This is a genomic window from Kitasatospora sp. NPDC036993, assembly GCF_055607525.1.
This window is the reverse complement of the sequence record NZ_JBVJRP010000006.1, coordinates 254,807-278,860: the sequence shown is the minus strand read 5'-3', so window position 1 is coordinate 278,860 and position 24,054 is coordinate 254,807. Positions and strand designations below refer to the sequence as shown.

21 protein-coding genes and 1 tRNA gene are annotated in these 24,054 nt (G+C 73.5%); 8 read left to right on the top strand and 14 right to left on the bottom strand.

Annotation, left to right across the window (positions count from 1 at the left end):
- Positions 1 to 25: 25 nt before the first annotated feature.
- A complete protein-coding gene (locus ACZ7C5_RS15190) occupies positions 26 to 1,042 on the top strand; it encodes a LacI family DNA-binding transcriptional regulator (protein ID WP_470322724.1) in 1,017 nt (338 codons plus the stop codon).
- Positions 1,043 to 1,116: 74 nt separating this feature from the next.
- On the opposite strand, the gene def is transcribed toward ACZ7C5_RS15190, so the two are convergent.
- The 8 genes from def to ACZ7C5_RS15150 form a co-directional block, all read right to left on the bottom strand.
- Positions 1,117 to 1,758, bottom strand: a complete 642-nt coding sequence (def, locus tag ACZ7C5_RS15185) for a peptide deformylase (RefSeq protein WP_401083400.1) — start codon at positions 1,756 to 1,758, stop codon at positions 1,117 to 1,119.
- A gap of 43 nt (positions 1,759 to 1,801) precedes the next feature.
- Positions 1,802 to 2,794 (bottom strand): tetratricopeptide repeat protein, encoded by a 993-nt coding sequence (locus ACZ7C5_RS15180; RefSeq protein WP_188299282.1) that lies wholly within the window; start codon positions 2,792 to 2,794, stop codon positions 1,802 to 1,804.
- Positions 2,795 to 3,094: 300 nt separating this feature from the next.
- Positions 3,095 to 4,459, bottom strand: coding sequence for an HD-GYP domain-containing protein (locus ACZ7C5_RS15175; protein WP_470322723.1), 1,365 nt, complete (start codon positions 4,457 to 4,459; stop codon positions 3,095 to 3,097).
- 74 nt (positions 4,460 to 4,533) lie between these two features.
- The gene (locus tag ACZ7C5_RS15170) at positions 4,534 to 5,961 is read right to left on the bottom strand and encodes an HD-GYP domain-containing protein (RefSeq protein ID WP_401083398.1); all 1,428 of its coding nucleotides are present in this window, start codon (positions 5,959 to 5,961) and stop codon (positions 4,534 to 4,536) included.
- Between the two features lie 395 nt (positions 5,962 to 6,356).
- A complete protein-coding gene (rsrA, locus tag ACZ7C5_RS15165; protein WP_401083396.1) occupies positions 6,357 to 6,767 on the bottom strand; it encodes a mycothiol system anti-sigma-R factor in 411 nt (136 codons plus the stop codon).
- Positions 6,764 to 7,621 (bottom strand): sigma-70 family RNA polymerase sigma factor, encoded by an 858-nt coding sequence (locus ACZ7C5_RS15160; RefSeq protein WP_317619982.1) that lies wholly within the window; start codon positions 7,619 to 7,621, stop codon positions 6,764 to 6,766. Before ACZ7C5_RS15160 ends, rsrA begins: the two co-directional genes overlap by 4 nt.
- Before the next feature lie 167 nt (positions 7,622 to 7,788).
- On the bottom strand, positions 7,789 to 8,469 hold the full coding sequence (locus ACZ7C5_RS15155; RefSeq protein WP_401083393.1) for an alpha/beta hydrolase family protein: 681 nt from the start codon (positions 8,467 to 8,469) through the stop codon (positions 7,789 to 7,791).
- Between the two features lie 50 nt (positions 8,470 to 8,519).
- A complete protein-coding gene (locus tag ACZ7C5_RS15150; protein WP_401083391.1) occupies positions 8,520 to 9,272 on the bottom strand; it encodes an SOS response-associated peptidase in 753 nt (250 codons plus the stop codon).
- Positions 9,273 to 9,423: 151 nt separating this feature from the next.
- On the opposite strand from ACZ7C5_RS15150, the gene ACZ7C5_RS15145 reads away from it, so the two are divergent.
- The 5 genes from ACZ7C5_RS15145 to hisN all read left to right on the top strand — a co-directional run bounded on the left by ACZ7C5_RS15145 (position 9,424) and on the right by hisN (position 13,994).
- Positions 9,424 to 10,149: a M50 family metallopeptidase gene (locus tag ACZ7C5_RS15145; RefSeq protein ID WP_401083390.1), complete on the top strand. Its 726-nt coding sequence runs from the start codon at positions 9,424 to 9,426 to the stop codon at positions 10,147 to 10,149.
- Positions 10,150 to 10,261: 112 nt separating this feature from the next.
- The gene (gene aroA / locus ACZ7C5_RS15140; protein WP_470322722.1) at positions 10,262 to 11,593 is read left to right on the top strand and encodes a 3-phosphoshikimate 1-carboxyvinyltransferase; all 1,332 of its coding nucleotides are present in this window, start codon (positions 10,262 to 10,264) and stop codon (positions 11,591 to 11,593) included.
- Positions 11,594 to 11,608: 15 nt separating this feature from the next.
- Positions 11,609 to 12,661: a ribosome small subunit-dependent GTPase A gene (gene rsgA, locus ACZ7C5_RS15135; protein WP_401083387.1), complete on the top strand. Its 1,053-nt coding sequence runs from the start codon at positions 11,609 to 11,611 to the stop codon at positions 12,659 to 12,661.
- Positions 12,662 to 12,769: 108 nt separating this feature from the next.
- Positions 12,770 to 13,093 carry a DMT family transporter gene (locus tag ACZ7C5_RS15130; RefSeq protein WP_188295756.1) on the top strand — a complete coding sequence of 108 codons (324 nt, stop codon included), beginning with the start codon at positions 12,770 to 12,772 and terminating at the stop codon, positions 13,091 to 13,093.
- 103 nt (positions 13,094 to 13,196) lie between these two features.
- Positions 13,197 to 13,994: a histidinol-phosphatase gene (hisN, locus tag ACZ7C5_RS15125; protein ID WP_401083384.1), complete on the top strand. Its 798-nt coding sequence runs from the start codon at positions 13,197 to 13,199 to the stop codon at positions 13,992 to 13,994.
- Between the two features lie 67 nt (positions 13,995 to 14,061).
- On the opposite strand, the gene ACZ7C5_RS15120 is transcribed toward hisN, so the two are convergent.
- On the bottom strand, positions 14,062 to 15,537 hold the full coding sequence (locus ACZ7C5_RS15120; protein WP_401083382.1) for a catalase: 1,476 nt from the start codon (positions 15,535 to 15,537) through the stop codon (positions 14,062 to 14,064).
- Between the two features lie 103 nt (positions 15,538 to 15,640).
- Here ACZ7C5_RS15120 and ACZ7C5_RS15115 point away from each other — a divergent pair, with 103 nt between their 5' ends.
- Positions 15,641 to 16,054 (top strand): Fur family transcriptional regulator, encoded by a 414-nt coding sequence (locus ACZ7C5_RS15115; protein WP_188295753.1) that lies wholly within the window; start codon positions 15,641 to 15,643, stop codon positions 16,052 to 16,054.
- Between the two features lie 118 nt (positions 16,055 to 16,172).
- Here the strand turns inward: ACZ7C5_RS15115 and ACZ7C5_RS15110 are convergent, their stop codons facing one another.
- The 3 genes from ACZ7C5_RS15110 to ACZ7C5_RS15100 all read right to left on the bottom strand — a co-directional run bounded on the left by ACZ7C5_RS15110 (position 16,173) and on the right by ACZ7C5_RS15100 (position 21,612).
- On the bottom strand, positions 16,173 to 18,149 hold the full coding sequence (locus tag ACZ7C5_RS15110; RefSeq protein ID WP_401083380.1) for a tetratricopeptide repeat protein: 1,977 nt from the start codon (positions 18,147 to 18,149) through the stop codon (positions 16,173 to 16,175).
- A gap of 367 nt (positions 18,150 to 18,516) precedes the next feature.
- Positions 18,517 to 18,590, bottom strand: a tRNA-Met gene (locus tag ACZ7C5_RS15105).
- 64 nt (positions 18,591 to 18,654) lie between these two features.
- Entirely contained in the window at positions 18,655 to 21,612 is a 2,958-nt protein-coding gene (locus tag ACZ7C5_RS15100) for a UPF0182 family membrane protein (protein ID WP_401083741.1), read from the bottom strand.
- 236 nt (positions 21,613 to 21,848) lie between these two features.
- Here ACZ7C5_RS15100 and ACZ7C5_RS15095 point away from each other — a divergent pair, with 236 nt between their 5' ends.
- Positions 21,849 to 22,421 carry a PPA1309 family protein gene (locus ACZ7C5_RS15095; RefSeq protein ID WP_401083378.1) on the top strand — a complete coding sequence of 191 codons (573 nt, stop codon included), beginning with the start codon at positions 21,849 to 21,851 and terminating at the stop codon, positions 22,419 to 22,421.
- Positions 22,422 to 22,507: 86 nt separating this feature from the next.
- Here ACZ7C5_RS15095 and ACZ7C5_RS15090 read toward each other — a convergent pair whose 3' ends face one another.
- The gene (locus ACZ7C5_RS15090; RefSeq protein ID WP_401083376.1) at positions 22,508 to 23,623 is read right to left on the bottom strand and encodes a YlbL family protein; all 1,116 of its coding nucleotides are present in this window, start codon (positions 23,621 to 23,623) and stop codon (positions 22,508 to 22,510) included.
- 42 nt (positions 23,624 to 23,665) lie between these two features.
- Positions 23,666 to 23,839 carry a hypothetical protein gene (locus tag ACZ7C5_RS15085; RefSeq protein WP_223244787.1) on the bottom strand — a complete coding sequence of 58 codons (174 nt, stop codon included), beginning with the start codon at positions 23,837 to 23,839 and terminating at the stop codon, positions 23,666 to 23,668.
- Positions 23,840 to 24,054 lie beyond the last annotated feature (215 nt).

Here is a 24,054-nt window from a genome sequence, read left to right as displayed (position 1 = left end):
AGGCTCGACCAGTCGGGAGGACCAATTGAGCGGCCCGTCACTACGGGACATCGCCGCCCGGGCAGGCGTCAGCGCCGCCTCGGTGAGCAGGGTGATCAACGACCGGCCGGGCGTCTCCGGCGACACCAGGCTCAAGGTCGCCGAGGCCATGCGGGAACTCGGCTGGCAGCCGGACCAGGGCTACGACCCGCACCAGGGCGCGCTGGTCGGCATCGTCGTCCCCGAGCTCGACAACCCGGTCTTCCCCCTGCTCGCCTCCGCGATCGAGGTGCAGCTCGCCAAGCACGGCCTGACCGCCGTGGTCGGCACCTCCACCCGCCAGGGCACCGCGGAGCTGGGCTACATCGACGTCCTGCTGCGCAAGGGCGTCTCCGGGCTGGTCCTGGTCTCCGGCCGGCACGCCAACCCGCACGCCGACCACGGCTTCTACCGGCTGCTGCACGAACGCGGCATCCCGATGGTGCTGGTCAGCGGCCGGGTCGAGGGCCTGGCCGTGCCCACCGTCGCCACCGACGAGGCACTCGGCGCCCGGATCGCCGTCGCCCACCTGCGCGAACTGGGCCACCGGCGGATCGGGCTGGCCGGCGGCCAGGGGTACCTGCGGCCCTCGATCAACCGCCTGGACGGCTACCGGCGCGCGATGCGCGAGCTGCTCGGCGAGGACGCCCCGGCCGACTGGTACGCGGAGTCCTCCTACTCGATCGCCGGCGGCGCCGCGGCCGCCCGCCGGCTGTTCGACGCGGGCGTCACCGCGATCGTCGCCGGGAGCGACCTGATGGCCCTCGGCGTCGCCCAGGCCGCCCGCGAGGCCGGCCGTTCGGTGCCGGGCGACCTCTCCGTGGTCGGCTACGACGACTGCTACCTGGCCGCGCACAGCAACCCGCCGCTGACCACCGTGCGCCAGCCGATCCAGGAGATGGGCTCGGCCGTCGCCGAGGCCCTCTGGCGCCAGCTGGAGGGGCACGGCGGGCAGGTCGGGGACTACCTGTTCACCCCGGAACTGGTCGCCCGCGAGTCCACCGGCCGGGTGCGCAACGGCTGACCCGACGCCGAGGGCCGGGACACCCGTGGTGTCCCGGCCCTCGCGCGCACCGCGCCGTCAGTCGAGCGGCACCGTCAGTCGTTCGGCACCGTCGCGTACTTCGGGGTGCCCTCGGCCATCTGCAGCAGGGCGTCCTTGCGGTCCCGCTTCGACAGCTTGTCGATGTACAGGGTGCCGTAGAGGTGGTCGGTCTCGTGCTGGAGGCAGCGGGCGAAGAAGCCGGTGCCCTCGACGCGGACCGGCTTGCCGTCCCGGTCGACGCCGGTGACCGCGGCGTAGTCCGGGCGGGCCAGCTCGGCGTAGGCGGTGGGGACGGAGAGGCAGCCCTCGTTGCCGTCGTCGAGGACGCGGCGGCGGTCGGCCGGGTACTCCTCCAGCACGGGGTTGATCACGTGGCCGATGTGGCGCACGCCCTCGTCGTCCGGGCAGTCGTAGACGAAGACCTTGAGGTCGACGCCGATCTGGTTGGCGGCGAGGCCGACGCCCTCGGCGGCGTACATCGACTGGAACATGTCGTCGATCAGCGCGGACAGCTCGCCGTCGAAGGCGGTGACGTCCTTGACCTCGCGGTGCAGCACCGGGTTGCCGACGACGGTGATCGGGCGCGCGGTGCCCTTGCTGAGGTCGGGCTCCTCACCCATCACCTTCACGGGCGTCTCGGGCGCCGTCCCCTCCACGTCGTGCTCGTGCTGGTGCTGCTCGGCCTGCTCCGCCATGTCTTCCGCTTCCGTCGGTGTACGCGTTACCTCACCAGGGTACTCAGCACACTTCTTCGAGGTCCCGGTAAGCCCGGGTTGCGGGGGCGGCCGCCGCCCAGCGGTCCAGCAGGGTGCGGACGAGGTGCGCCGGGGCGGCGATCCCGCACTCCCGCTCGACCAGCCAGGACATCCCGGCCGCGCCGCCCTGGCTGAGGTGGCTGAGGTGGCCCGGGTGGGCGGCGTCGCCGTCGTCGTGCGGGTCGTGGTGGGCGGCGACGCCGTCGTCGGAGGCCATCCGGCTCTCCGAGCAGGCCCGGCACAGCAGCCGCACCGAGGAGGTCCAGTCCTCGGCCGCGTAGCCGGCGTCGGCGACCAGCTTCTCCAGCGCGTCCCGGTCCCCGGCGGTGGCGGCCTGGAGCAGCACCACGTACGTCGGCACCGGGGACGGCGCCCACAGCTCGATCTCGTCGAACACCGGGTAGGCGACGCCGTCGGTGACCCGCTCGCCGTGCGGGGCGCCGTCGTGCAGCACCACCTCGCCCCAGCGGCGGCCGGAGGAGGGCAGCGGGATGGACAGCACCTCGATCCTGGCCGGGTCCAGCCGGCGGCCCCAGACCACCTCGGACTCGCCGTCCGGGGAGAGCCGCACCGGGGTGGTGCCGAGGTCCAGGCTGACCGGGCCGTCCGGCTGCCCGCCGGGGCCGCCCGGCAGCTTCAGCCCGTACGCCTGCCAGGCGCGGCGGGCCAGCGGCCAGTCCTGGAGGGCGGTGGCGGTGATGCCGAGGTTCCACCAGTCCGGGGCGCCGTGCTCGCGGTCCAGCAGGGCGACGGCGCGCAGGCCGGCCGAGCGGGCCTGCTCCCAGTCCCGGCGGAACTTGTGCAGCAGGGCCAGGTTGAACCAGGAGTCGGAGAGCCACGGCTCCAGGTCGGCGGCCATCACCAGCAGCGCGCCGGCGTCCTCGTAGCGGCCGTCGCCGATCAGCGTGAAGGCCCGGTCGGTCGTCTGCCGCCAGGTGGCGGACGGCCGGTGCCGTGCCCGGTGGAAGATCCTCACGTTCGTCCCTGCCGTCGTCGTCCGCTCAAGTCCCGTGCCACCGTGCCCGTACCGCCTCGGGCGGCGTTCGGAGCCCGGTGCCCCGGGTCGGTGTTCCACGCTACGACCGCATCCAACCACGCCCGCCCCCGGCCGCGCTCCCCACCGCCGAGGTTGGGGCCCGCCCCTCCCCAGCCTGCCCGTCCGATGCCGCCCGCTCAACCCCTGACGGCCGGATCCCGGTTCCCCGGCGCCGCGACGGCGCCGCGACGGCGGCGGACGGCCCGGCGCGCCCGCGCCCCGCGCACCCCGGCTCGCCCCTCAGCGGCGGGTCTGCCCGCCCACCCTGGCCAGGGCGTCCACGACGCGGGCGTCGTAGACCCGGCCGCGGCCCAGCCGCAGCGCCTCCAGCGCCTCCAGCCGCCCGACCGCCTCGCCGACGCCCCGGCCGCGGGCCGCCGTGAGCAGGTCGTCGTGGGCGTTGGCGACCCGGATGATCCGGGACGCCAGCGGCACCGGGCCCTCACCGCCGGCGGGGCCGGAGCAGGGGTCGGCCAGCCGGGCGACCTGCTCGGCGACCTGCCTGGGCACCCCGGTGCGGCTGATCACCTCGCTGCCGAGGCGGGCGATCCGCTGCTGCTCGGCACCGGGCAGCAGGGCGGTGGCGCCGTCCGGCACCGGTTCGACCAGGGACAGCTGGCCGACGTCGTGCATCAGCGCGGCGTACTCCAACAGGGCGAGCTCGCGGGTGCCCAGACCCAGCTCGCGGCCCAGCGCGCACGCCGTGTCCGCGACCCGGCGCGCGTGCCCGTGCGGGGTGTAGCCGGCCACCTCGGTGGCCCGGGCGAGGCTGGCGATGGTCTGCCCGGTGGTGGCCCGCACCGCGGCGGCGCGCCGGAAGGACACCTGGGCGAGCAGCAGCGGGGTGCAGAACAGCGGCAGCGCCCACAGCCCGACCTCGCCGGCCGCGAGGCTGACCAGCATCCCGGTGGCGACGATCGCCGAACCGATGCCGAACAGCGAGCGCAGCTCGTCCTCCAGCGCCGCCGGGAACCGCAGCCCGCCGCCGGAGCGGCGCAGCAGGGCCGCCAGGGTCGCGTCGCAGAGCGCGGCCAGCGCGGCGACGGTGGTCAGGAAGGCCCCGTACGCCGGGCCCGCGGGCGAGAAGCGGTCGACCGCGCCGCCGGTGTACAGCGGCTGGAAGACGGCGGCGGCGAAGCCGACGGCGAGCAGCCGGCGGGCGGCGCCGTCGCGGCGGGCCGGGTCGCCCCAGGGCGGACGGCGGTGCGGCTGTCCCGGCCGGTGCGGCAGGGCGAGTCCGGCCAGCCGGCCCAGCAGCAGGCCGGCCCCGGTCACCGCGACCACCTGGAGCGTCCCGTGCGCGGTCGGCACCCCGCGCAGCGGCCCGAGCAGGGCGTACGCCAGCGCCCCCGCCGCGCCGATGGGCGCCTGCTCCCGATCCCCCGGAAGGGTGATGCGGACACACTCGCCCAGCGCGATCAGCGCGGTGAACGCCAGCGCGACCCCGGGTTCCGCGATCCCGCGCACCCCGACCGCGCCCAGCGCGAGCACCAGCAGCGCGGCGGCGGCCGCGTGCACCGCGCGCGCGGTGCGCCCGCAGGGCGTGCGGCCGAGGGCCACCCGCCGCAGGGCGCGGCGCCCGGCCGGCCCGGATCCCGGCACCACCCACCCGAGCGCCGTACGACCGGAAGCCCTGAGCCCCGAAGAGACGGCTCCGGGGACCGCCCGTCCGGGGGCCCTCACGGCTGCCCGGCCGCAGGGACGTTCCCGCCCTGGGGCGGCACCCGGCCCGGCGCCGCCCTGGCCGGCTCGGGCACCCCGAGCGGGATGTCGGGCACCGCCTCGATGCAGTCCTCGGAGTGCACCACCGGCCGCCAGTCGTGCCCGGCCAGCGCGCCGATCAGCGCCCGCACCATCACCGGGTCGAACTGGCTGCCCGAGCAGCGCTCCAGCTCCGCCACCGCCTCACTGACCGGCCGGCCGCGCCGGTAGGAGCGGGTGGAGGTCATCGAGTCGAAGGCGTCGGCGACCGAGATGATCCGGGCGAACTCGGGGATCCGGTCGCCGGCCAGCCCGCTCGGATAGCCCCGGCCGTCCATCCGCTCGTGGTGGTGCAGGATCCCCGCGTGCGCCTCGCCGAGGAAGTCGATCCCGCGCACCAGTTCGTACCCGTACACCGGGTGGATCTCCACCGCCCGGCGCTCCGCCTCGGTCAGGGGACCGTTTCTGCGCAGCAGCTCGGTGGCCACCCCGAGCTTGCCGACGTCGTGCAGGATGCCGGCGAAGCGCAGGGTGCGCAGCCGCTCGGCCTCCATGCCGAGCTGAGTGGCGATCAGCACCGAGGCCCGGCCGACCCGTTCGCTGTGGCCCCGGGTGTAGGAGTCCTTGATCTCCACGGCCTGCACCAGTGCCTGCACGGTGGCCTGGTGGGCGTCCCGCTCGCGCTGGCCCTGGGCGAACACCCAGGCCGAGATGGACAGCGGCAGCAGCGCCAGCAGCGCCGCGAACGCGCCGTACGGGCCCTGCCAGAGCACCGCGACCATCAGTCCGCCGGCCGCGTGCACCAGCACCGGCAGCCCGCACACCGAGTGCGCCCCGCGCAGCAGCACCCAGACCTTGCGACCCTCGGTGAGCATCCGCATGACGCCCACCACCACCCCGTTGACCAGGCAGAACACCGCGACGGCGGCGAACCCGGGCAGTAGCGCGGCGGGGAAGCGGGAGCCGAGCAGCAGCTGCGGGCCGTACAGCAGGTGGAAGACGACCGAGGAGGCGAAGGCGCACAGCGCGAGCTGGGAGCCGTTGAACAGCTGTCGCGGGCGGCAGCCGCGCCCGCTCGGTCCGCCGAGCAGCGCGGCCGGGGCGGCCACCAGGGCGGCGGCGGCCGGCGGCAGCATCAGCACCCCGGCGAACAGCACCGGGAAGAAGGCGTTCACCCCGGGCCTGGCGGGCGTCCGCTCGGGCAGCGCCGGCCGGCGCAGCAGCCGGCGCACCAGCACCAGGCAGGGCGTGGGCAGGCCCTGGGCCAGTGACTCCCAGCAGCCGTGCAGGAAGGCCAGCAGTCCGACCTTGGGCCAGTCCACCGGCCCGCCGAGCCAGCCCGGCACTCCGGGGGCGGCCGGCAGCAGCGGCACCAGACAGCACAGCGCCGCCACCGGGACGGCCACCAGGTAGCGCGCCGCCCCTCGCGGCAGGGTCGCGCCTCCACAGTCGGTAGCGATCTCGACCTCCCCGCCGTACGGACCGGTGTTGCCTCAGCACGCCGGGCGAACCGACGGTGAGCGTCCGTCAGGAGGATAGGCCGCCACCCGGGCGTGGGGACGCATGATGGCGCAATGGCGCAGTTGGCGCATCGCCAACTCACTCGAACGAGTGACAGCGCATGTGCGCAGAACAGGAGCGGCCCCGGGAGCACACACTCCCGGGGCCACTGGACACCCTGATCCGAACCGTCCGACGGCCTGCCCGGGCCTCCCGACAACCTGCCGAATCGCCCGACAATCCGTCCGAACCATCCGACCCGCCGTCACCGACGGGCCGGCACACGCCTACCGTCGGCCGGTCACTCCGCCTGGGCGCCGGCCTCGACCGGCGCGCCCGGACGCCCGGGCGCTTCCCCCGCGGCCGCCCCGCCCGGCCTGGGCGCCGGCCTGGCCGCCTCGGCGTGCAGCTCGACGGTGGTCTCCACCGCGACCACCACCTGCTCGCCCGCGCGCTGCCCCGACCGGATCGAGTCGATCCTGGCCAGCACCTTGCTGCGCAGGTCGGCCGGGGTGTCGTCGCACCCGCAGGAGCGCTTGATCAGCGCCTTGATCGCCTGCTCCAGGCCGTACTGCTTCAGGCAGGGCGAGCACTCCTCGAAGTGCACGCGCAACTTGACGCAGTCGCCCTCGGTCATCTCGTTGTCGAGGAATTCATAGAGGTGGTCGAGGACCTCGCCACACTCGGTTTCGTGCGGATCGCCGCAGCTCATGAGCCCGAGCCCTTCGCTTCCTGCCCTGCCCCGCTGCCGGCCGGGACGAGCCCGCGCTCACGGGCGTAATCCTCCAGCATGCCGCGCAGCTGACGGCGGCCGCGGTGCAGCCGGGACATCACCGTACCGATGGGAGTACCCATGATGTCCGCGATCTCCTTGTACGCAAAGCCTTCCACGTCCGCGAGATAGACCGCGATCCGGAATTCCTCCGGGATCGCCTGGAGCGCGTCCTTCACATCACTGTCGGGGAGGTGGTCGAGCGCCTGGGTCTCGGCCGAGCGCAGACCCGTCGACATGTGCGACTCGGCCCTGGCCAGCTGCCAGTCCTCGATCTCCTCCGCCGCGGTGCGCTGGGGCTCCCGCTGCTTCTTGCGGTACGAGTTGATGAACGTGTTGGTGAGGATGCGGTACAGCCAGGCCTTGAGGTTCGTGCCCTCGCGGAACTGGTGGAAGGACGCGTACGCCTTGGCGAACGCCTCCTGGAGCAGGTCCTCCGCGTCGGCCGGGTTGCGCGTCATGCGCAGCGCCGCCGAGTACATCGGATCCAGGTAGCCCAGGGCGTCGCGCTCGAAGCGCTCCCGCCGGGTCTCCTCGCTCTCCTCCGCCGACACCCGGTAGGTGTCCTCACCGATCGCCTCGGCCAGCTCCTCACCGGTGAGCGCCTCGCCCGTGGGCATGGCGTCGCCCGGGCCACGGCCCGGATCGGCCTCGTGCTCGGTCCCGACGACCGGACCCACCTCCTCGGCATGACGGGCACGGCCCACGGCGGGCCGCCCAGAAATGGAGGATATCGGGCTGACGGGCTTCTCGCCCGCGTCGAACCACTCCGGCCAGGAGGGGGCGAACGCCACAGCGGCCTCTCGCTCCTCAGGCCGTTCGGGGCACGCGATCGAACCCATCTGCCCTGCCTCTCACCGGTGACTCGTGCTGACGGAGACGACAACCACCCGCACCCCGCGCACATTCCCGCTCACGGAGACCATTCACTCGCACGAGTGAGCGAACGGCGACGCTCCGCTCACCGGCCCCCGACCAGGGCCAGCACCCAGTCCCCCACCGCGGCGCAGATCAGGTCCAGCACCTCGTCCTGCCCCACCGGCGCCCGCTTGGGCACCTCGAAACCGTGGCTGCCGTACGGCACCGCCACCAGCTCGTGCCCCGCGGGCAGCCCGGGGAACTCCGCCGGCCCGCCGAACGGGTCCGCCGCGCTCTGCACCACCAGCGTCGGCAGCCCCGACTCCAGCAGCTCGTCGGCCCGGCTCTTCTCCGGCCTGCCATGGGCCCCTCCTCCGCGATGGCGGGCGGAGGAGGGAGGGTGCAGCGGGAACGCCAGCGCCACCACCCCCACCGCCCCGGTCGCCGCGCCCGTCCGGCAGGCCACCCGCGCCCCGGCGCTGCGCCCGCCCACCACCAGCGGCAGCCCCTGCCCGGCCAGCCTCCCGGCCACCGGCCGCCAGCCGAGGTCCAGCGTCCTCGGCGCCGGCCCCAGCCGCTTCCCGGCCACCCGCCAGGGCTGCTCGACCAGCGCCACGGTGATCCCCCTGGCCGGCAGCTTCCCGGCCAGCGCCACCAGGTCCCTGGCCTCGATCCCGCCGCCCGCGCCGTGGCCGAGCGCCAGCACGGCCACCGGCTTCGCGGCCCGGTGGTAGCTGATCCGGGCCTCCCCGGCCTCGGTGGGGACCAGCTCGGTGGTGCTCATCTCGGCGTCTCCAGGAACCTTCGGAACGGAACAGGACAGGACAGGACGGGTCAGAACAGGGTGGTCTCGTACTCGGCCTCGGCCCACGGCTCCTTGAGCCCGGGGCCGTTGTTGCGGATGCTGCCGACCGCCGGCGAGACCGGGGTGGCCAGCAGCGCGCCCGGCGGCGGGGGTATCAGCAGCCGGCGCACCTCGTCCGGGTCGGTCAGCCCCGGGTCCAGCCACGCGTCCCAGTCCCGCCGGTCCAGGAACAGCGGCATCCGCTCGTGGATCGGCGCCAGCGCCTCCTCCGCGTCCGTCGTGACGATCGTGAACGTCACCAGCCAGGCCTCCGGGTGCCCGGGCGGCACCGCCCGGTTGCGCCAGAACTCGTACAGCCCGGCCAGCGCCAGCGGGGTGCCGTCCGCCCGGGAGACGAAGTACGGCTTCTTGCGCGCCTTGCCGCGCTCCCCCGGCACCGTCTGCCACTCGTAGTACCCGTCCACCGGCAGGATGCACCGGCGGGCGGCGAAGGCCTGCCGGTACGAGGGCTTCTCGTGCACCGTGTCCGACCGGGCGTTGATCATCTTCACCGCCGTCTCGGCGGAGTTCGACCACTGCGGCACCAGCCCCCAGCGCAGCACCCGCAGCTGCCGCACCGGCCGCGGCCGCTCCCTGCCCAGCCGCTCCAGCACCACGAACGCGCTGTTCGTCGGCGCGACGTTCCAGTTCGGGTCCAGGGTCTCCCCCGGGTCCCAGTGCTCGACGTCGAACAGCTCGACGACGTCCTCGGGCTTGCTGCTGGCTGCGAACCGACCGCACATGCGGGCCAGCTTGCCATGCCGCCGGCCCCGGGACTTCCTCGTCCCCGCACCGGAACCGCCCGCTCCCGCCCGCCCGTCCCCGCATGGGAGGCTGCCCCGAACGGCCCAACGGGACGGGCCCGGTACGACGGACGGAGGCGGAGAGGCACCGATGAACACGGACGACCACACCTTCGGCGACCTGTGGAACCAGGTCACCGGCACCCAGAGCACCCCGCCCGGCTGGCTGGTCCTGGCCACCGGGGCCGTCGCCCTGCTCACCGTCCTGGCCCGCCCGCTCTGGCACGTCGCCCGCAACGCCGTGACCATCGCCCACGAGGGCGGCCACGGACTGGTCGCCCTGGTCACCGGCCGCAAGCTGGCCGGCATCAGGCTGCACTCCGACACCTCGGGCCTCACCCTCTCCTACGGCCGCCCCACCGGCCCCGGCATGGTCCTCACCGCCGCCTCCGGCTACACCGCCCCCGCCCTGCTCGGCCTCGGCTGCGCCGCCCTGCTCGCCACCGACCGGATCACCCTGCTGCTCTGGCTGGCGATCGTGCTGCTGCTCGCCCTGCTGCTGCGCATCCGCAACGCCTTCGGCTTCCTCACCGTGCTGGCCTCCGGCACCGCCTTCTTCCTGGTCTCCTGGTTCGGCAGCGCCGAGGTCCAGGCCGGCTTCGCGTACCTCGGCTGCTGGTTCCTGCTGTTCGGCGCGGTCCGTCCCGTCCTGGAACTCCAGCACCAGCGCAGGATCGGCTGGGCCCGCGACTCCGACGCCGACCAGCTCGCCCGGCTCACCCACGTCCCCGCGATCGCCTGGGTCACCGTCTTCCTGCTCGTCGCCCTGGCCTGCCTCGGACTCGGCGCCTCCTGGCTGCTCCAGCCGCTGTCCTAGCCGGTCCGCGCGACGCGCCGCCCCGAACCGTCCCGACACCCACGCCCGCCCGCACGCCCACACCCACGCCCGCACGCGGAATCCGTTCCGGCACGGCCCCTAGACTTGCCCCATGACCGAGACCCCGTGGCCCGCTCCCGTCGCCACCAGCCCCGTCGACGCCACCGTCAGCATCCCCGGCTCCAAGTCGGTCACCAACCGGGCCCTGGTCCTGGCGGCACTCGCCGACGGTCCCGGCTGGGTGCGCCGCCCGCTGCGCAGCCGGGACTCCCAGCTGATGGCCGACGGCCTGCGCGCCCTCGGGGTCACCATCGAGGAGAAGGTCAACAACGACTCCGGCGGCACCGGCGGCGGCGAGGCCTGGCGGGTCATCCCCGCCCCCGCGCTGCTCGGCCCCGCCTCCGTCGACGTCGGCAACGCCGGCACCGTGATGCGCTTCCTGCCCCCGCTCGCCGTCCTCGCCGACGGCCCGGTGCACTTCGACGGCGACCCGCGCTGCCGCGAGCGTCCCCAGCACGGCGTGATCAACGCCCTGCGCGCGCTCGGCGCCCGGATCGACGACGAGGGCCGCGGCGCCTTCCCGCTCACCGTGCACGGCACCGGCTCGCTGGACGGCGGCCCGGTCGAGCTGGACGCCTCCTCCTCGTCCCAGTTCGTCTCCGCGCTGCTGCTCTCCGGCGCCCGCTACAACCACGGCATCGAGGTCCGCCACGTGGGCGGCCCGGTCCCGTCGCTGCCGCACATCCGGATGACGGTGGAGATGCTGCGCCTGGCCGGCGCCCAGGTCGACGCCCCCGAGGACGGCGGCGAGAAGGACGTCTGGCGGGTCACCCCCGGCGCCCTGGTCGGCCGCGACATGGTCGTCGAGCCCGACCTCTCCAACGCCGCCCCGTTCTTCGCCGCCGCCCTGGTCACCGGCGGCCGGGTCACCGTGCGGGACTGGCCCGCGCACACCACCCAGCCCGGCGACCAGCTGCGCGAGATCTACACCCGGATGGGTGGCGCCTGCGCGTTCACCGACGAGGGCCTCCAGTTCACCGGCACCGGCCGGATCCACGGCATCGAGGCCGACCTGCACGATGTCGGCGAGCTCACCCCGGTGATCGCCGCCGTCGCCGCGCTCGCCGACTCCGAGTCCCACCTGTACGGCATCGCCCACCTGCGCCTGCACGAGACCGACCGGCTCGCCGCGCTCGCCAAGGAGATCAACGACCTGGGCGGCGACGTCAGCGAGACCGAGGACGGCCTGCGGATCCGCCCGCGCCCGCTGCGCGGCGGCGTCTTCCACACCTACGAGGACCACCGCCTCGCCACCGCCGCCGCCGTCATCGGCCTCGCCGTGCCCGGCGTCGGGGTCGAGAACGTGGCCACCACCGCCAAGACCCTGCCCGACTTCCCCGGGATGTGGGCCGAGCTGCTCGGCGGAGCGGCGGCGGACGCCTGAGCGGAGACTGAGCACATGCGCCGCTACGGCAAGGACGCCGACGAGGACGACATCCGCAACCGCCCCGCCCGCCGGGGCTCCCGGCCGCGGACCCGGATCAGGCCCAAACACGAGGACGCCGCCGAGGCGATGGTGCTGACCGTCGACCGCGGCCGGATCACCTGCCTGGTCGATCCGGGGACGAAGCAGGAGCACGAGGTCGTCGCCATGAAGGCCCGCGAGCTGGGCCGCAAGGGCGTCGTCGTCGGCGACGTGGTCAACCTGGTCGGCGACCTCTCCGGGGACGCCGACACCCTGGCCCGGATCGTCCGGGTCGAGGAGCGCGGTTCGGTGCTGCGACGCACCGCGGACGACGACGACCCGTACGAGCGGATCGTCGTCGCCAACGCCGACCAGCTGGCCATCGTCACCGCCCTGGCCGACCCCGAGCCACGCCCCCGGCTGATCGACCGCTGCCTGGTGGCCGCCTACGACGCGGGCATGGAACCGCTGCTGGTGCTCACCAAGTCCGACCTCGCCCCGGCCTCGATCCTGCTGGACTCCTACGCCTCGCTCGGCATCACGTACGTGGTCACCCGCCGCGACGAGCTGGAGACCACCGGCGCCGAGGCCGTCCGCGAGCACCTGCGCGGGCTGTCCACGGTGTTCATCGGCCACTCCGGCGTCGGCAAGACCACCCTGGTCAACGCGCTCGTCCCGGACCGCAGGCGGCAGACCGGGCACGTCAACGCGGTCACCGGCCGCGGCCGGCACACCACCGTCTCCGCCCTGGCGCTGCGGCTGCCCCCGCCGCCCGGCGCCAAGCCCGGCTCGAAGAAGGCGCTGGACCCCGGCTGGGTGATCGACACCCCCGGCTTCCGCTCCTTCGGCCTCTCCCACATCGACCCGTCCCGGGTCATCCTGGCCTTCCCCGACCTGGAGCCCGGCACCGTCGACTGCCCGCGCGCGTGCAGCCACGACGAGCCGGACTGCGCGCTGGATGCCTGGGTCGCCGAGGGCCACGCCGAGGCCGCCCGGCTCTACTCGCTGCGCCGGCTGCTGGCCAGCAAGGAGGGCGAGGTCGAGTAGGACGCGGAGCCGGTGGCCCGTTCGAGGTGTCGGAGCGGGCCCGCCTGGCGATCATAGGAAAGTCGGGCCGTTCACGTCCCGACCCTCGATCGACAGGGAGGGCACCCGATGGCATGGGCCCTGGTGGTCCTGGCCGGCCTGCTGGAGACCGGCTTCGCGATCAACCTCAAGCTCAGCGAGGGCTTCACCAAGCTCTGGCCCACCATCAGCTTCTGCGTGTTCGCCCTCGGCAGCTTCGGCCTGCTCACGCTCTCGCTGAAGACCCTGCCGGTCGGTCCCGCCTACGCGGTGTGGACGGGCATCGGCGCGGCCGGCACCGCGATCTACGGCATGGTCTTCCTGAACGAGACCAGTTCGGTGCTCAAGCTGGTCTCGATCTCCCTGGTGATCGCCGGTGTCATCGGCCTCCAGCTCAGCGGCACCGCGCACTGAACGGCCGCGCGCCCGCGCCCGCTCCGTCCGCCCCCCGGTCCGCTCCGTACCGCTCCGCGAGCCCGGCTGTGCCGATCGGGGGAGGCTCGCTAGGGTTTCGGACATGGCCGATTACCACGACGACCTCCGACTCGCCCACGTCCTCGCCGACTCGGCCGACTCGGTCACCCTGGAGCGCTTCCGCGCCCTCGACCTGAAGGTCGAGACCAAGCCCGACCTCACCCCGGTGAGCGACGCCGACAAGGCCGCCGAGGAGCTCGTGCGCGGCGTGCTCCAGCGCGCCCGCCCGCGGGACGCCGTCCTCGGCGAGGAGTTCGGCCTCCAGGGCTCGGGCCCGCGCCGCTGGGTGATCGATCCGATCGACGGCACCAAGAACTACATCCGCGGGGTCCCGGTCTGGGCCACCCTGATCGCCCTGCTGGAGGACGGCCCGGACGGCGTCGAGCGCCCGGTGGTCGGCATCGTCTCCGCCCCCGCGCTCCAGCGCCGCTGGTGGGCGGCCAAGGGCCTCGGCGCGTTCGGCGGCCGCAGCCTGACCAAGGCCTCCCGGCTGCACGTCTCCGGCGTCTCCCGGATCGAGGACGCGTCCTTCTCGTACTCCTCGCTCTCCGGCTGGGAGGAGCGCGGCCGCCTCGACCCGTTCCTGGACCTCACCCGGGCCTGCTGGCGCACCCGCGCCTACGGCGACTTCTGGTCCTACATGATGGTCGCCGAGGGCGCCGTCGACATCGCCGCCGAGCCCGAGCTGTCGCTGTGGGACATGGCGGCCAACTGCGTCATCGTGGAGGAGGCCGGCGGCCGCTTCACCGGCCTGGACGGCATCCCCGGCCCCGGCGGCGCCGACGCCGTCGCCTCCAACGGCCTGCTGCACGAGGAGGCCCTGCGCCGGCTGAGCGTCTGAGCGTGGTCGCGGCCCCCGCGACCGGTGGGAACCGGTCGCGGGGGCCGCCGTCCTGCCGGGCCCGGTGCTACTGCTTGCGCAGCTCCCGGACCGCCGCGTCCAGCCGCTGCCCGTAGTCGGCGTCGGCCTTGCGGAAGTTGTCGACCGCCCGCTCCACGATGTCCTCGCGGTCGGCCGAGACCTTGGCGATGAAGCCCGCCAGGTTGGCGATCAGGCGCTGCTTCTCCTCCTCGGAGAACAGCCGGTACAGGGTGCCCGCCTGCACGAAGTCGTCGTCCTCGGCGTGCGAGGGCGCCACGTGGTTGCCGGTGAGGCCGTCGACGGCGGTCGCGGCCCACAGCGGACGGCCGGTCTGCACCGGTCCGCCGAAGCTGTTCGGCTCGTAGTTCTTCTGCCGGCCGTGGCGGCCGTCGTACAGGTGGCCGTCCCGGCTGTTGGTGCGGGCCTCGGTGGCGTGCGGACGGTTCACCGGCAGGTGGTCGGCATTGATGCCGACCCGGTAGCGGTGGGCGTCGGCGTAGGCGAACAGCCGGCCCTGGAGCATCTTGTCGGGGGACGGGCCGATGCCGGGCACGAAGTGCGCCGGGGAGAAGACCGACTGCTCGACCTCGGCGAAGACGTTGTCGGGGTTGCGGTTGAGCTCCAGCCGGCCGATCTCGATCGGCGGGTAGTCGGCGTGCGGCCAGACCTTGGTCAGGTCGAAGGGGTTGAAGCGGTACTGCGCCGCGTCGGCCGCCGGCATGATCTGGACCTGCACCGTCCAGCTGGGGAAGTCGCCCTGCTCGATCGAGCGGCGCAGGTCCCGCTGGTGGCTGTCCGGGTCCTCCCCGGCGAGGGTGTTGGCCTCGGCCTGGGTGAGGTTGCGGATGCCCTGGTCGGTCTTGAAGTGGTACTTGACCCAGAAGTGCTCGCCGGCCTCGTTCTGCCACTGGTAGGTGTGCGAGCCGTAGCCGTTCATGTGCCGGTACGAGGCCGGGATGCCGCGGTCGCCGAACAGCCAGGTCACCTGGTGGGTGGCCTCGGGCGACAGGCCCCAGAAGTCCCAGACGTTGTCCGCCTCCTGCGAGCCGCTGTACGGGTCGCGCTTCTGGGTGTGGATGAAGTCGGGGAACTTGACCGCGTCCTTGATGAAGAACACCGGGGTGTTGTTGCCGACGAGGTCGTAGTTGCCCTCCTCGGTGTAGAACTTCAGCGCGAAGCCGCGCGGGTCGCGCACCGCGTCGGCCGCGCCGAGGTTGCCCGCCACGGTGGAGAAGCGCAGGAAGACCTCGGTCTGCCCGCCGACCTCGGACAGGAACGCCGCCCTGGTCCACGGGGTCACGTCGGCGGTCACCGTGAAGGTGCCGTACGCGCCCGCGCCGCGGGCGTGCACCACGCGCTCCGGGATCCGCTCCCGGTTGAAGTGCGCGAGCTTCTCGAACAGCAGCTGGTCCTGGATGAGCGCCGGGCCACCGACGCCCGCCGTCTCGGTGTTCTGGTTGTCGGCGACGGGGGCACCCGCCTCCGTGGTCAGGGTGGGGCGCTGCTCGTCCTGGATCGTCATGGGAGTGCCTCCGCGGTGTCCGGTCGTGATGACACGATCCTAACTTGGACTTTGTCCAAGTCAACACTGGAACCAATCTCGGAGCCTGACCTATTCTGGATGCATGAGTGACCTGCTGGAGAGACTGCGCGCAAGAGGCTGGCGGCTGACCTCGCAGCGCCGGGTCGTGGCCGAGGCCCTGGACGGCGACCACGTCCACCTCACCGCGGACGAGGTGCACGCCCGCGCGGCGGCCCGGCTGCCGGAGATCAGCCGCGCCACCGTCTACAACGCGCTCGGCGAACTGGTCGCCCTCGGCGAGGTCCTGGAGGTCGCCACCGACGGCCGCGCCAAGCGCTACGACCCCAACGCGCACCGCGCCCACCAGCACCTGGTCTGCTCGGGCTGCGGCGCGATCCGCGACGTCCACCCGCACGGCGACCCGCTCGCCGCCCTGCCCGGCGCCGAGCGGCACGGCTTCGCCGTCACCGCCGCCGAGGTCACCTACCGCGGGCTGTGCCCGAACTGCCGCGGGTAGCCGACCGGTTGCCCGGCCAGGACGCGCCCTGCGTGCTCAGCACCGCACGCGGCGCGCCCTACCCGCTCAGCTCCGCACGCGGCGCGCCCTACCCGCTCAGCTCCGCACGCGGCGCGCCCTACGCGCTCAGTTCCGCGCTCAGCGCGCCCAGCAGCCGTCCGGCCCGCTCCGCCACCTCGGCCGGCCCGTAGTCGATCGCCCGCCGGCACCAGTTCTCCGCCTGCGTCGGCTCCCCCCGGCGCAGCGCCAGCAGGGCCAGCCGCAGCGCCGCCCGGCCGTGCCCGGCGTCGGCGGCCCGGGTGTACCAGAGCATCGCCTCGGCCTCGCTGTCCTGCCGGGCCAGCAGCAGTCCCAGGTTGAACGCGGCGCTGCGGCTGCCCGCCTCGGCCGCCCGCCGGTACCAGCTCTCGGCGATCTCCAGCGCCCCGCGCTCGGCCGCCCGCACACCCATCCGCACCTGCGCGCGCCGGTGCCCGGCGTCCGCCGCCAGCGCGTACCAGTGCTCGGCCTCGGCGTCCGCGTCGCCGCGCCGGTCCAGCAGCGAGGCCAGCCGGAACGCGCCCTCCGCCGAGCCGCCGGCCGCCGCCTGCCGGTAACGCTCCAGCGCCCCGGCCAGGTTGCCGCGCTGCTCCTGGGCGACCGCGAGTTGCAGGGCCGCACCCCCGTGCCCCTCGGCGGCGGCGCGCGCGTACCACTCGTGGGCCTGCCGCTGCTCGCCGCGGCCGGCGTGCAGCACGCCGAGGTTGAACGCGCCGTCCACACTGCCGGCCTCGGCCGCCTTGGAGAACCAGGGCTGGGCGCCCGACTCGTCGCCGCGCTGCAGCAGCACCACGGCCAGCGCGTTGCAGGCCTCCCGGTGCCCGGCGTACGCGGCCCTGCGGTACCACTGCTCGGCCTGCTGCTCGCGGCCGGTGCCGGCGCAGAGCAGGCCGAGGTTGAAGGCGCCGTTCTGGTCCCCCGCGTCCAGCGCGGCGCGGTACCAGCGCTCGGCCGCGGCGGCCTCGCCCCGGCTCGCGTGCAGGGCGCCCAGCGCGTTGGCGGCGTTGCCGTCCCCGGCCTCGGCGGCCTCCCGCCACCACTCGGCGGCGGCGGCCGGGTCCCCGGAGTCGCGCAGCAGGAAACCCAGCGCGCAGGCCGCGCGCGGCTCCCCGTTCTGCGCGGCCTGCCGGTACCAGCGGGCCGCCTCGTCCAGCAGGGACCGGTCGGTGCGGGCGCGCTCCTCCAGCAGCACGCCCAGGCGCAGCGCGGCGCGGGCGTGGCTGCGGGCGGCGGCGGTGCGGTACCAGGTCTCGGCGGTCTCCTTGTCCCCGGCGGCCTCGCGCATCCGGGCCAGCCGGTAGGAGGCCTCCCGGTGCCCGGCGTCGGCGGAGACCTTGAACCAGCGTTCGGCGCGCACGTCCCGCCGGTGCTCCATCAGGTCGCCCAGCGCGTAGGCGCCGAGCGGGTGGCCGTGGTCGGCGGCGAAGTGCAGCCAGTACTCGGCGGCCTCCTCCTCGCCCTGGTCCCGCAGTTGCAGCCCGAGCGCGTGCGCGGCCGGCGCGCTGCCGGCGACGGCGGCCTGGCGCCACCACTGGCCCGCCTCGGCCCGGTGGCCCTGCTGGTGCAGCAGCACGCCGAGGTTGTTGGCGGCGGCGCGCAGCCCGGCGGCCGCGGCGGCGCGCAGGTAGGGCTCGGCGTCCTCCAGCTCGCCGCGGCGCAGCAGCAGGGTGCCGAGCCGGCCGGCGGCGTCCGGGTCGCCGCTGTCGGCGGCCTGCCGGTGGCGGGCCTCCAGGGCGGCGGACTCCCGGGCGGCGAGGGCGGATTCGAAGCTGGTCGAGTCGAGGCCGGCCGGGTCGATCGCGGCGCCGGCGGCCGGCTGCCCGCCGGAGTCCTCCCCGTACGCGCCGACGGCGGCGGCGAACTGACGGGTCGGCACATGGACCAGGCTGTCGGGCCCGTAGCCCGGGGCCGGGGGGCGCTCGGACAGTCCGCTGGTGCGCTGAGCGGGCAGGGCTCCGGGGCGGCTTCCGGGGGTCTCGGCGCTCTCCGCCCAGGCGTCGGTGTCCGCCTCGACGGCCGCCGCGGACCTGGCGCCTGACTTGCCGATCAGCCTCATGCCGACTCCCGCTCCCCCAGAGTGTCGCGGCATCGTGCCCCGGCGCGCGGCCGGGGGGACTCCCAGGAGAGGCGCCGGATCCGACGGCCGGTCAGCAGCCGTGCACCGTCCCCCATGTGTCCCATCGTCGCATCACCCAGTACCCGCGTACACCTGCCCCGGCCGAATTCCGGCGGGGCCGACCCGAAGCCGACGGAATTGCTTCGGCGCTTTGTCGATTTCCCGACACTTCAGCCCCACAAACCCCGCTGCCGTCGTCCTTGGCGACGGTCGATAGTACCGGAGCGGTTCCCGCCGCTTCCGGGTGAGAACGGTGACGGAAACACCAGAGGCCCGGAGGAATGATCCTCCGGGCCTCTGGCCTTTGTAGCGGGGACAGGATTTGAACCTGCGACCTCTGGGTTATGAGCCCAGCGAGCTACCGAGCTGCTCCACCCCGCGCCGTTGGACAAACCATAGCACGGGCGCGGGGTGGAACGGAAAACGGTTACCGCAGCTCAGCGGGCTACGGCTGCGGCGCGGGTGATCCGCCGCCGGTGGCGCCCGGGGCGGGAGTGCCGCCGGGGGCGGGCGCCGGGCTGCCGCCGCGGGCCGCCTCGGCGGCCTTCAGGGCGTCGCCGAGCGCCTTCTGGGCGGTGCCGTAGGCCACCCAGTCACCGTTCTTGAACGCGGTCTGGCTGTCTCCGTACGCCTTCTCCGCGTCCGAGAGCGCCTTCTGGAGCTCCGGCGAGATCGTCCCGCCCGGCGCCGGCGTGGTGGGCGTCGTCGGTGTGGTCGGGCTGGTGGGCGTCGTCGGCGCGGACGGCGCGGTCGGGGTGGTCGACGGGGGCGCCCCGCCGAACACCTTCTTCAGCGCGGCCTCCAGGGTGTCCTCGAACGCCACGTTGTCGTCCCCGTACACCGCCAGGACCTTCTGCATCGTCGGGTACTTGGCGCCCCGTCCCCGCACGTACACCGGCTCGATGTTGAGCAGTCCGCCGCCGACCGGCAGGGTCAGCAGGTTGCCGTACTCCAGCTCGGCGTCGCCACCGCTCTTCAGCGCGAAGATCTGGTTGGCCACCTCCTGGCGGGAGTTGAACTTCGACTGCACCAGGCCGGGGCCGGGGGCGCCGCTCTCGCCGGTCATCTTCAGGATGCGGATCTTCCCGTAGTCGTCCCCCGGGTCCGCGTTGACGGCCATGAACGCCGCCAGGTTGGGCCGCTGGTTCGGCACGAAGGTGCTGGTGAGCGAGAAGCTCGCGGTGTTGGTGTCCGGCATCCGCACCGTCACGTAGTACGGCGGCTGGACCTGCCTGGTGTCGCTGCTCGGGTCCACCGGGACCTGCCAGATGTCACTGCCGTTGAAGAAGGAGTTGGCGTCGGTGACGTGGTACTGGCCGAGCAGGTCGCGCTGCACCTTGAACATGTCCTGCGGGTAGCGCAGGTGCGGCAGCAGCGTCTGCGGGATGTCCGCCTTCGCCTCCACGGTGCCGGGGAAGGCCTTCATCCAGGTCTTCAGCACCGGGTCCTTCTCGTCCCACTGGTAGAGCTTCACCTCGCCGGTGTAGGCGTCCACCGTGGCCTTGACCGAGTTGCGGATGTAGTTGACCTGGTTGGCGGCGGTCAGCAGCTCACCGCGCTGGTTGGTCAGCGAGTCCTTGGTGGCGGCGCCCAGCGTCGTCTTCGAGGCGAACGGGAAGCCGTCCGAGGTGGTGTAGCCGTCCAGCACCCAGAGCACCCGGCCGTCCTGCACCACCGGGTACGGGTCGGCGTCGATCGACAGCCACGGCGCGACCTTCTCCACCCGCTCCTTCGGCGTCCGGTTGTAGATCACCTTGGCGCCGTCGGTGATCGCCCCCGCGTAGAGGATCTGCGGCTCGGCGAAGCGCACCGCGTACGCGGCCCGGGTCAGCGGGTTGTCCAGCGAGACACCGCTGTTGCCCTCGTACGTGGTCTCGGCGTTCTGGCCGGTCTTGGGATCGGTGTAGTCGATCTCCTTGTTGGAGCCGCCCACGATCGAGTACGTGGTGGTCTTCTCGCCGTAGTAGATCCGCTGCTGGTAGTCGCCCAGCGTGCCGGTGGCCGGCAGGCCCGACTCGGTGAAGACCGGCTGGCCCTTGTCGTCGACCTGGTTGCCCTTGGCGACCACCGCGCCGTAGCCGTGGGTGTACTTGAAGTGGTCGTTGATCCAGTTGCGCTGCACGCCGTTGAGGTCCAGCTCGCGCAGGCCGATCACGCTGTCCTGCTTGTCCTGCCCGGTGCCGTAGCGGTCCACGTCCAGCGTGTTCGGGAAGGCGTAGTAGTTGCGCTGCTGCTCCAGCGACTGGAACGCCGGCGAGACGACGTTCGGGTCCAGCAGCCGGATGTCCGAGATGGTCTGCGCGTCGGGCTTGAGCGCCTCGGAGTTGGTGGTGCCCTGCGGGGAGTACGGGGTGGTCTGCGCGTCCGCGATCCCGTACGCCTGGCGGGTGGCGTCGATGTTCTTCTGGATGTACGGCGTCTCCTTGGCCTGCTCGTTCGGCTTGACCTGGAACTGCTGCACGATCGCCGGGTACAGCCCGCCGATCAGCACCGCCGACAGCACCATCAGCCCCAGGCCGATCAGGGCCGGCGCCCAGGTGCGGCGGATCGGGGTCAGGAAGAACAGCACCGCGCAGATGATCGCGACGAAGAACAGGATGGTCTTGGCCGGCAGGAACGCGTTGGCGTCCACGTAGCGCAGCCCGGTCCAGCCGGAGACGCCCTTGTAGGAGCCGGTCTTCACGGCCAGCGCGTACCGGTCCAGCCAGTACGCGACGGCCTTCAGCAGCACGAACACGCCCAGCAGCACCGCCAGGTGCCCCTGCGCGCCCGCGCTCGCCCGGCGGCCCGGGCCCTGGAGCCGCAGCCCGCCGTACAGGTAGTGCACCAGCGCGGAGGTCAGCAGCGAGACGATCACCGCGCTGAACGCGAAGCCCAGCACGAACTCGTAGAACGGCAGGTCGAAGGCGTAGAACGAGACGTCCATGCCGAACTGGGCGTCCTTCTCACCGAAGGAGGTCGAGTTCGTCCACATCAGCCAGGTCCGCCACTGCCCGGACGCCGCGGCACCGGCCACCAGGCCGATCACCAGCGAAACGCCGATCAGCGCCCAGCGCTTGAACGGCGCCAGGCCGGACCGGTAGCGGTCCAGGCTCTGCTGCTCCACCGACATCGCCGACAGCGGCGGCCGCAGCCGGTGCGCCAGCCAGATGTTGAAGCCGACGATCACCGCCATCAGCAGGCCGAACACGGCGAACAGGCCGGTCTTCGTCCACAGCTGGGTGGTGAACACCGAGGAGAAGTGGACCGACCTGAACCACAGCCAGTCCGTCCAGAACCCCGCGAACATGACGAACAGCAGGAAGAGCACCGCGAGCACGCCCAGGGTCAGCAGGGCCACCCGCGCCCGCCGGGAGGGCGGGCCTACCCTTCGCCGGAAACCCGGCCCTGAGCGTTCGGGCATCTGGAAGACCACGGTGGCACCTCGGCTGTGTCGTCTGGATTCGTTCGGTCGTCAGAGCAACTTAACCAGGCTTTGGCCGAGTTCCCACCGTTAGCAGACGGTTACGACTTCCGCCCGCCGCCGGCCGTCCGCACCGGGCCCTCCCCGGGCCCTCCCGGCCCGTCCCGGCCCCGCCCGGGGCCGTCCCGCCGCACCACCCGGCGAGCGTGTCCCGCCCGGCGTGTGAGGATTGAGACATGTCCGACGCGTCTGATCTGAACAACTCCCCCGACGACGTCTCCAAGCTCCCGGCCGCCACCCCGCTGACCCGGGCCGCGCTGGAGATCGACGAGTACGCCTCCACCCTCGGCTGGGACCTCCCTGCCCGGCTGTTCGCCCTGGTGGACAGCGCCGCCCTGCGCAAGGCCAACCCGAAGATCGCCAAGCAGCTCGGCCTCGCCGACGGCGACGAGGCCGGCCTCACCCCGATCGAACAGGACGAGCTGCCGGCCGGCATGGAGCTCGACAAGTTCCTCGGCACCATCGCCTGGCCCGACTCCGTGGCCGGCTGCGCCCTGGTCGTCGAGCGCCTGATGCTGCCGCCGGGCGCCGAGCAGTCCCGTCCGCGGGGCGCCAACGACACCCAGCTCGCCGAGTGGGTGGCCAACCACCCCAAGCGCGAGGAGGTGCGGATCACCGCCGCGGTGCTGCGCGACGGCAAGAAGGAGATCGCCCTGCGGCTGCGGTCCAAGGACGTCGCCCGCGAGGTGCTGACCGGCCCCGACCTGGTGCCCGGCCTGACCGAGGCACTGCTGGCGACCTTCGCCTGACGCCTTTCCCGACCGGTTTCCCCGACCGGCCTCCCCGGCGGTGGCTCGGTGGCTGCGAGGCGGCCGCGAGGCCGCTGTCCGGCCGGCTACGAGGCGGCGCAGGACGGCAGCGCGGAGGTCTGCCCGGAGCGGACCTGCTCCAGCGACTTCAGCGCGCCGTCCAGCGTGTCCGCCTTGATCAGGGTCAGCCCGGACGGGGTGTTCTTGGTGGCCTCGGCGCAGTTCGAGGACGGGGTGAAGAAGTACTCGGCCCCGGCGTCCCTGGCGGCGATCAGCTTCATCGAGATGCCGCCGATCGGGCCGACCTTGCCGTCGTCGTCGATGGTCCCGGTGCCGGCGACGAACTTCCCGCCGGTGAGGTCGCCGCCCGGGGTCAGCTTGTCGATGATGCCGAGCGAGAACATCAGGCCGGCGCTCGGGCCGCCGACGTCCTGGAGGCCGATGTCGATCTGGAACGGGTAGGTGTGCCTGAGTCCGGTGCCGATGCCCACCACGGCGAGTTCGGCCCGCTCGGCCGGGGCCTTCGGGTCGAGGTCCTTGGCCCGTACGGTCGGGACGGTGACGTCGGTCTTCCCGCCCGGGGCCGCGGCGGTGCCGCCGGCGGCGTCCTTGACCCGCGGCACGACGGTGAAGACCACGGACTCGCCCGGCTTGTGCTTGGTGACGGCGGCCACCACCTGGTCGACCCCGCCGACCGGTGTGCCGTCCACGGCCACGATCTGGTCGCCCGCGTGCAGCTTGCCCTCGGCCGGCGCACCCGCGGTGACCGACTTCACGATCAGCTCGCTGCCGACCGGGATGCCCAGCTGCTTGAGCGCCGCGGTGCGGGCGCTGTCCTCGGAGGAGGCGAACTCCTCGGCGTTCTGCTTCTTGGCGTCCGCGTCCGACTGCCCCTTCGGGTAGACGTTGTCGTGCGGCACCACCAGCACGTCGTCCCGCAGCCAGCCGACCACCGCGTTGACCAGGCTGGGCTCGTACTTGGCCCCGGTGACCTGGACGGTGGTCATGTTGAGGTGCCCGTCCGTCGGGTACGACTCGTGCCCGCTGATGCTGATCACCGGCTTGCCGCCCTGGTTCCCCAGCGTGTTGTACGTCGGCCCCGGGCTCATCTCCGTGTACGGCACCTTCATCAGCACCGAGACGCAGAGCAGTGCTATGAGCAGCAGGGTGGCAGCGAGCATCGTCGCGGAGCGGCGTGGCATGCCTCGACAGTACGGGACGGGGCTGACCCGGTGCCCGCCGGGCTACCTGCCGGAACGCTCACCGGGGGCGGCCGCTCCCGCGGTGGTGCGCTCCATGGCGTCCATGAATCGCCGGTGCTCGGCGAGTGAGGCCGGGTCGCCGGTCGCCCGCGGGGCCCGCTGGGCCCACCCGGCCCAGAGGGCGGCGACCAGGACGGCGACAATCGGAATGATCAACCAGGCGAGCACACCCATACCAGCACTCCCAGCTCGTCGTGTCTATGAGCAGATTAACCACTCCGGCGGACAACGCGGCCGGCGCCGTCCGGGTTACGGGACGGCCGATCGGCTCACTTCCAGGGAGTATCCGGGGCGCCGTCGCAGACCCGTTCGTGTGAGGCCCCGGCGCGCCTGACCCGACGGACGCACGAGGTGTGCCGATCGGTTCCGCG

Excerpts from the sequence above, each read along its gene's own strand:
- ACZ7C5_RS15150 (WP_401083391.1), bottom strand. The coding sequence starts at position 9,272 with ATGTGCGGTCGGTTCGCAGCCAGCAGCAAGCCCGAGGACGTCGTCGAG.
- ACZ7C5_RS15090 (WP_401083376.1), bottom strand. The coding sequence starts at position 23,623 with ATGCCACGCCGCTCCGCGACGATGCTCGCTGCCACCCTGCTGCTCATA.
- ACZ7C5_RS15115 (WP_188295753.1), top strand. The coding sequence starts at position 15,641 with ATGAGTGACCTGCTGGAGAGACTGCGCGCAAGAGGCTGGCGGCTGACC.
- def (WP_401083400.1), bottom strand. The coding sequence starts at position 1,758 with ATGGCGGAGCAGGCCGAGCAGCACCAGCACGAGCACGACGTGGAGGGG.
- ACZ7C5_RS15120 (WP_401083382.1), bottom strand. The coding sequence starts at position 15,537 with ATGACGATCCAGGACGAGCAGCGCCCCACCCTGACCACGGAGGCGGGT.
- ACZ7C5_RS15095 (WP_401083378.1), top strand. The coding sequence starts at position 21,849 with ATGTCCGACGCGTCTGATCTGAACAACTCCCCCGACGACGTCTCCAAG.
- ACZ7C5_RS15100 (WP_401083741.1), bottom strand. The coding sequence starts at position 21,612 with ATGCCCGAACGCTCAGGGCCGGGTTTCCGGCGAAGGGTAGGCCCGCCC.
- ACZ7C5_RS15155 (WP_401083393.1), bottom strand. The coding sequence starts at position 8,469 with ATGAGCACCACCGAGCTGGTCCCCACCGAGGCCGGGGAGGCCCGGATC.
- ACZ7C5_RS15130 (WP_188295756.1), top strand. The coding sequence starts at position 12,770 with ATGGCATGGGCCCTGGTGGTCCTGGCCGGCCTGCTGGAGACCGGCTTC.
- ACZ7C5_RS15110 (WP_401083380.1), bottom strand. The coding sequence starts at position 18,149 with ATGAGGCTGATCGGCAAGTCAGGCGCCAGGTCCGCGGCGGCCGTCGAG.
- aroA (WP_470322722.1), top strand. The coding sequence starts at position 10,262 with ATGACCGAGACCCCGTGGCCCGCTCCCGTCGCCACCAGCCCCGTCGAC.
- rsrA (WP_401083396.1), bottom strand. The coding sequence starts at position 6,767 with ATGAGCTGCGGCGATCCGCACGAAACCGAGTGTGGCGAGGTCCTCGAC.
- ACZ7C5_RS15145 (WP_401083390.1), top strand. The coding sequence starts at position 9,424 with ATGAACACGGACGACCACACCTTCGGCGACCTGTGGAACCAGGTCACC.
- hisN (WP_401083384.1), top strand. The coding sequence starts at position 13,197 with ATGGCCGATTACCACGACGACCTCCGACTCGCCCACGTCCTCGCCGAC.
- rsgA (WP_401083387.1), top strand. The coding sequence starts at position 11,609 with ATGCGCCGCTACGGCAAGGACGCCGACGAGGACGACATCCGCAACCGC.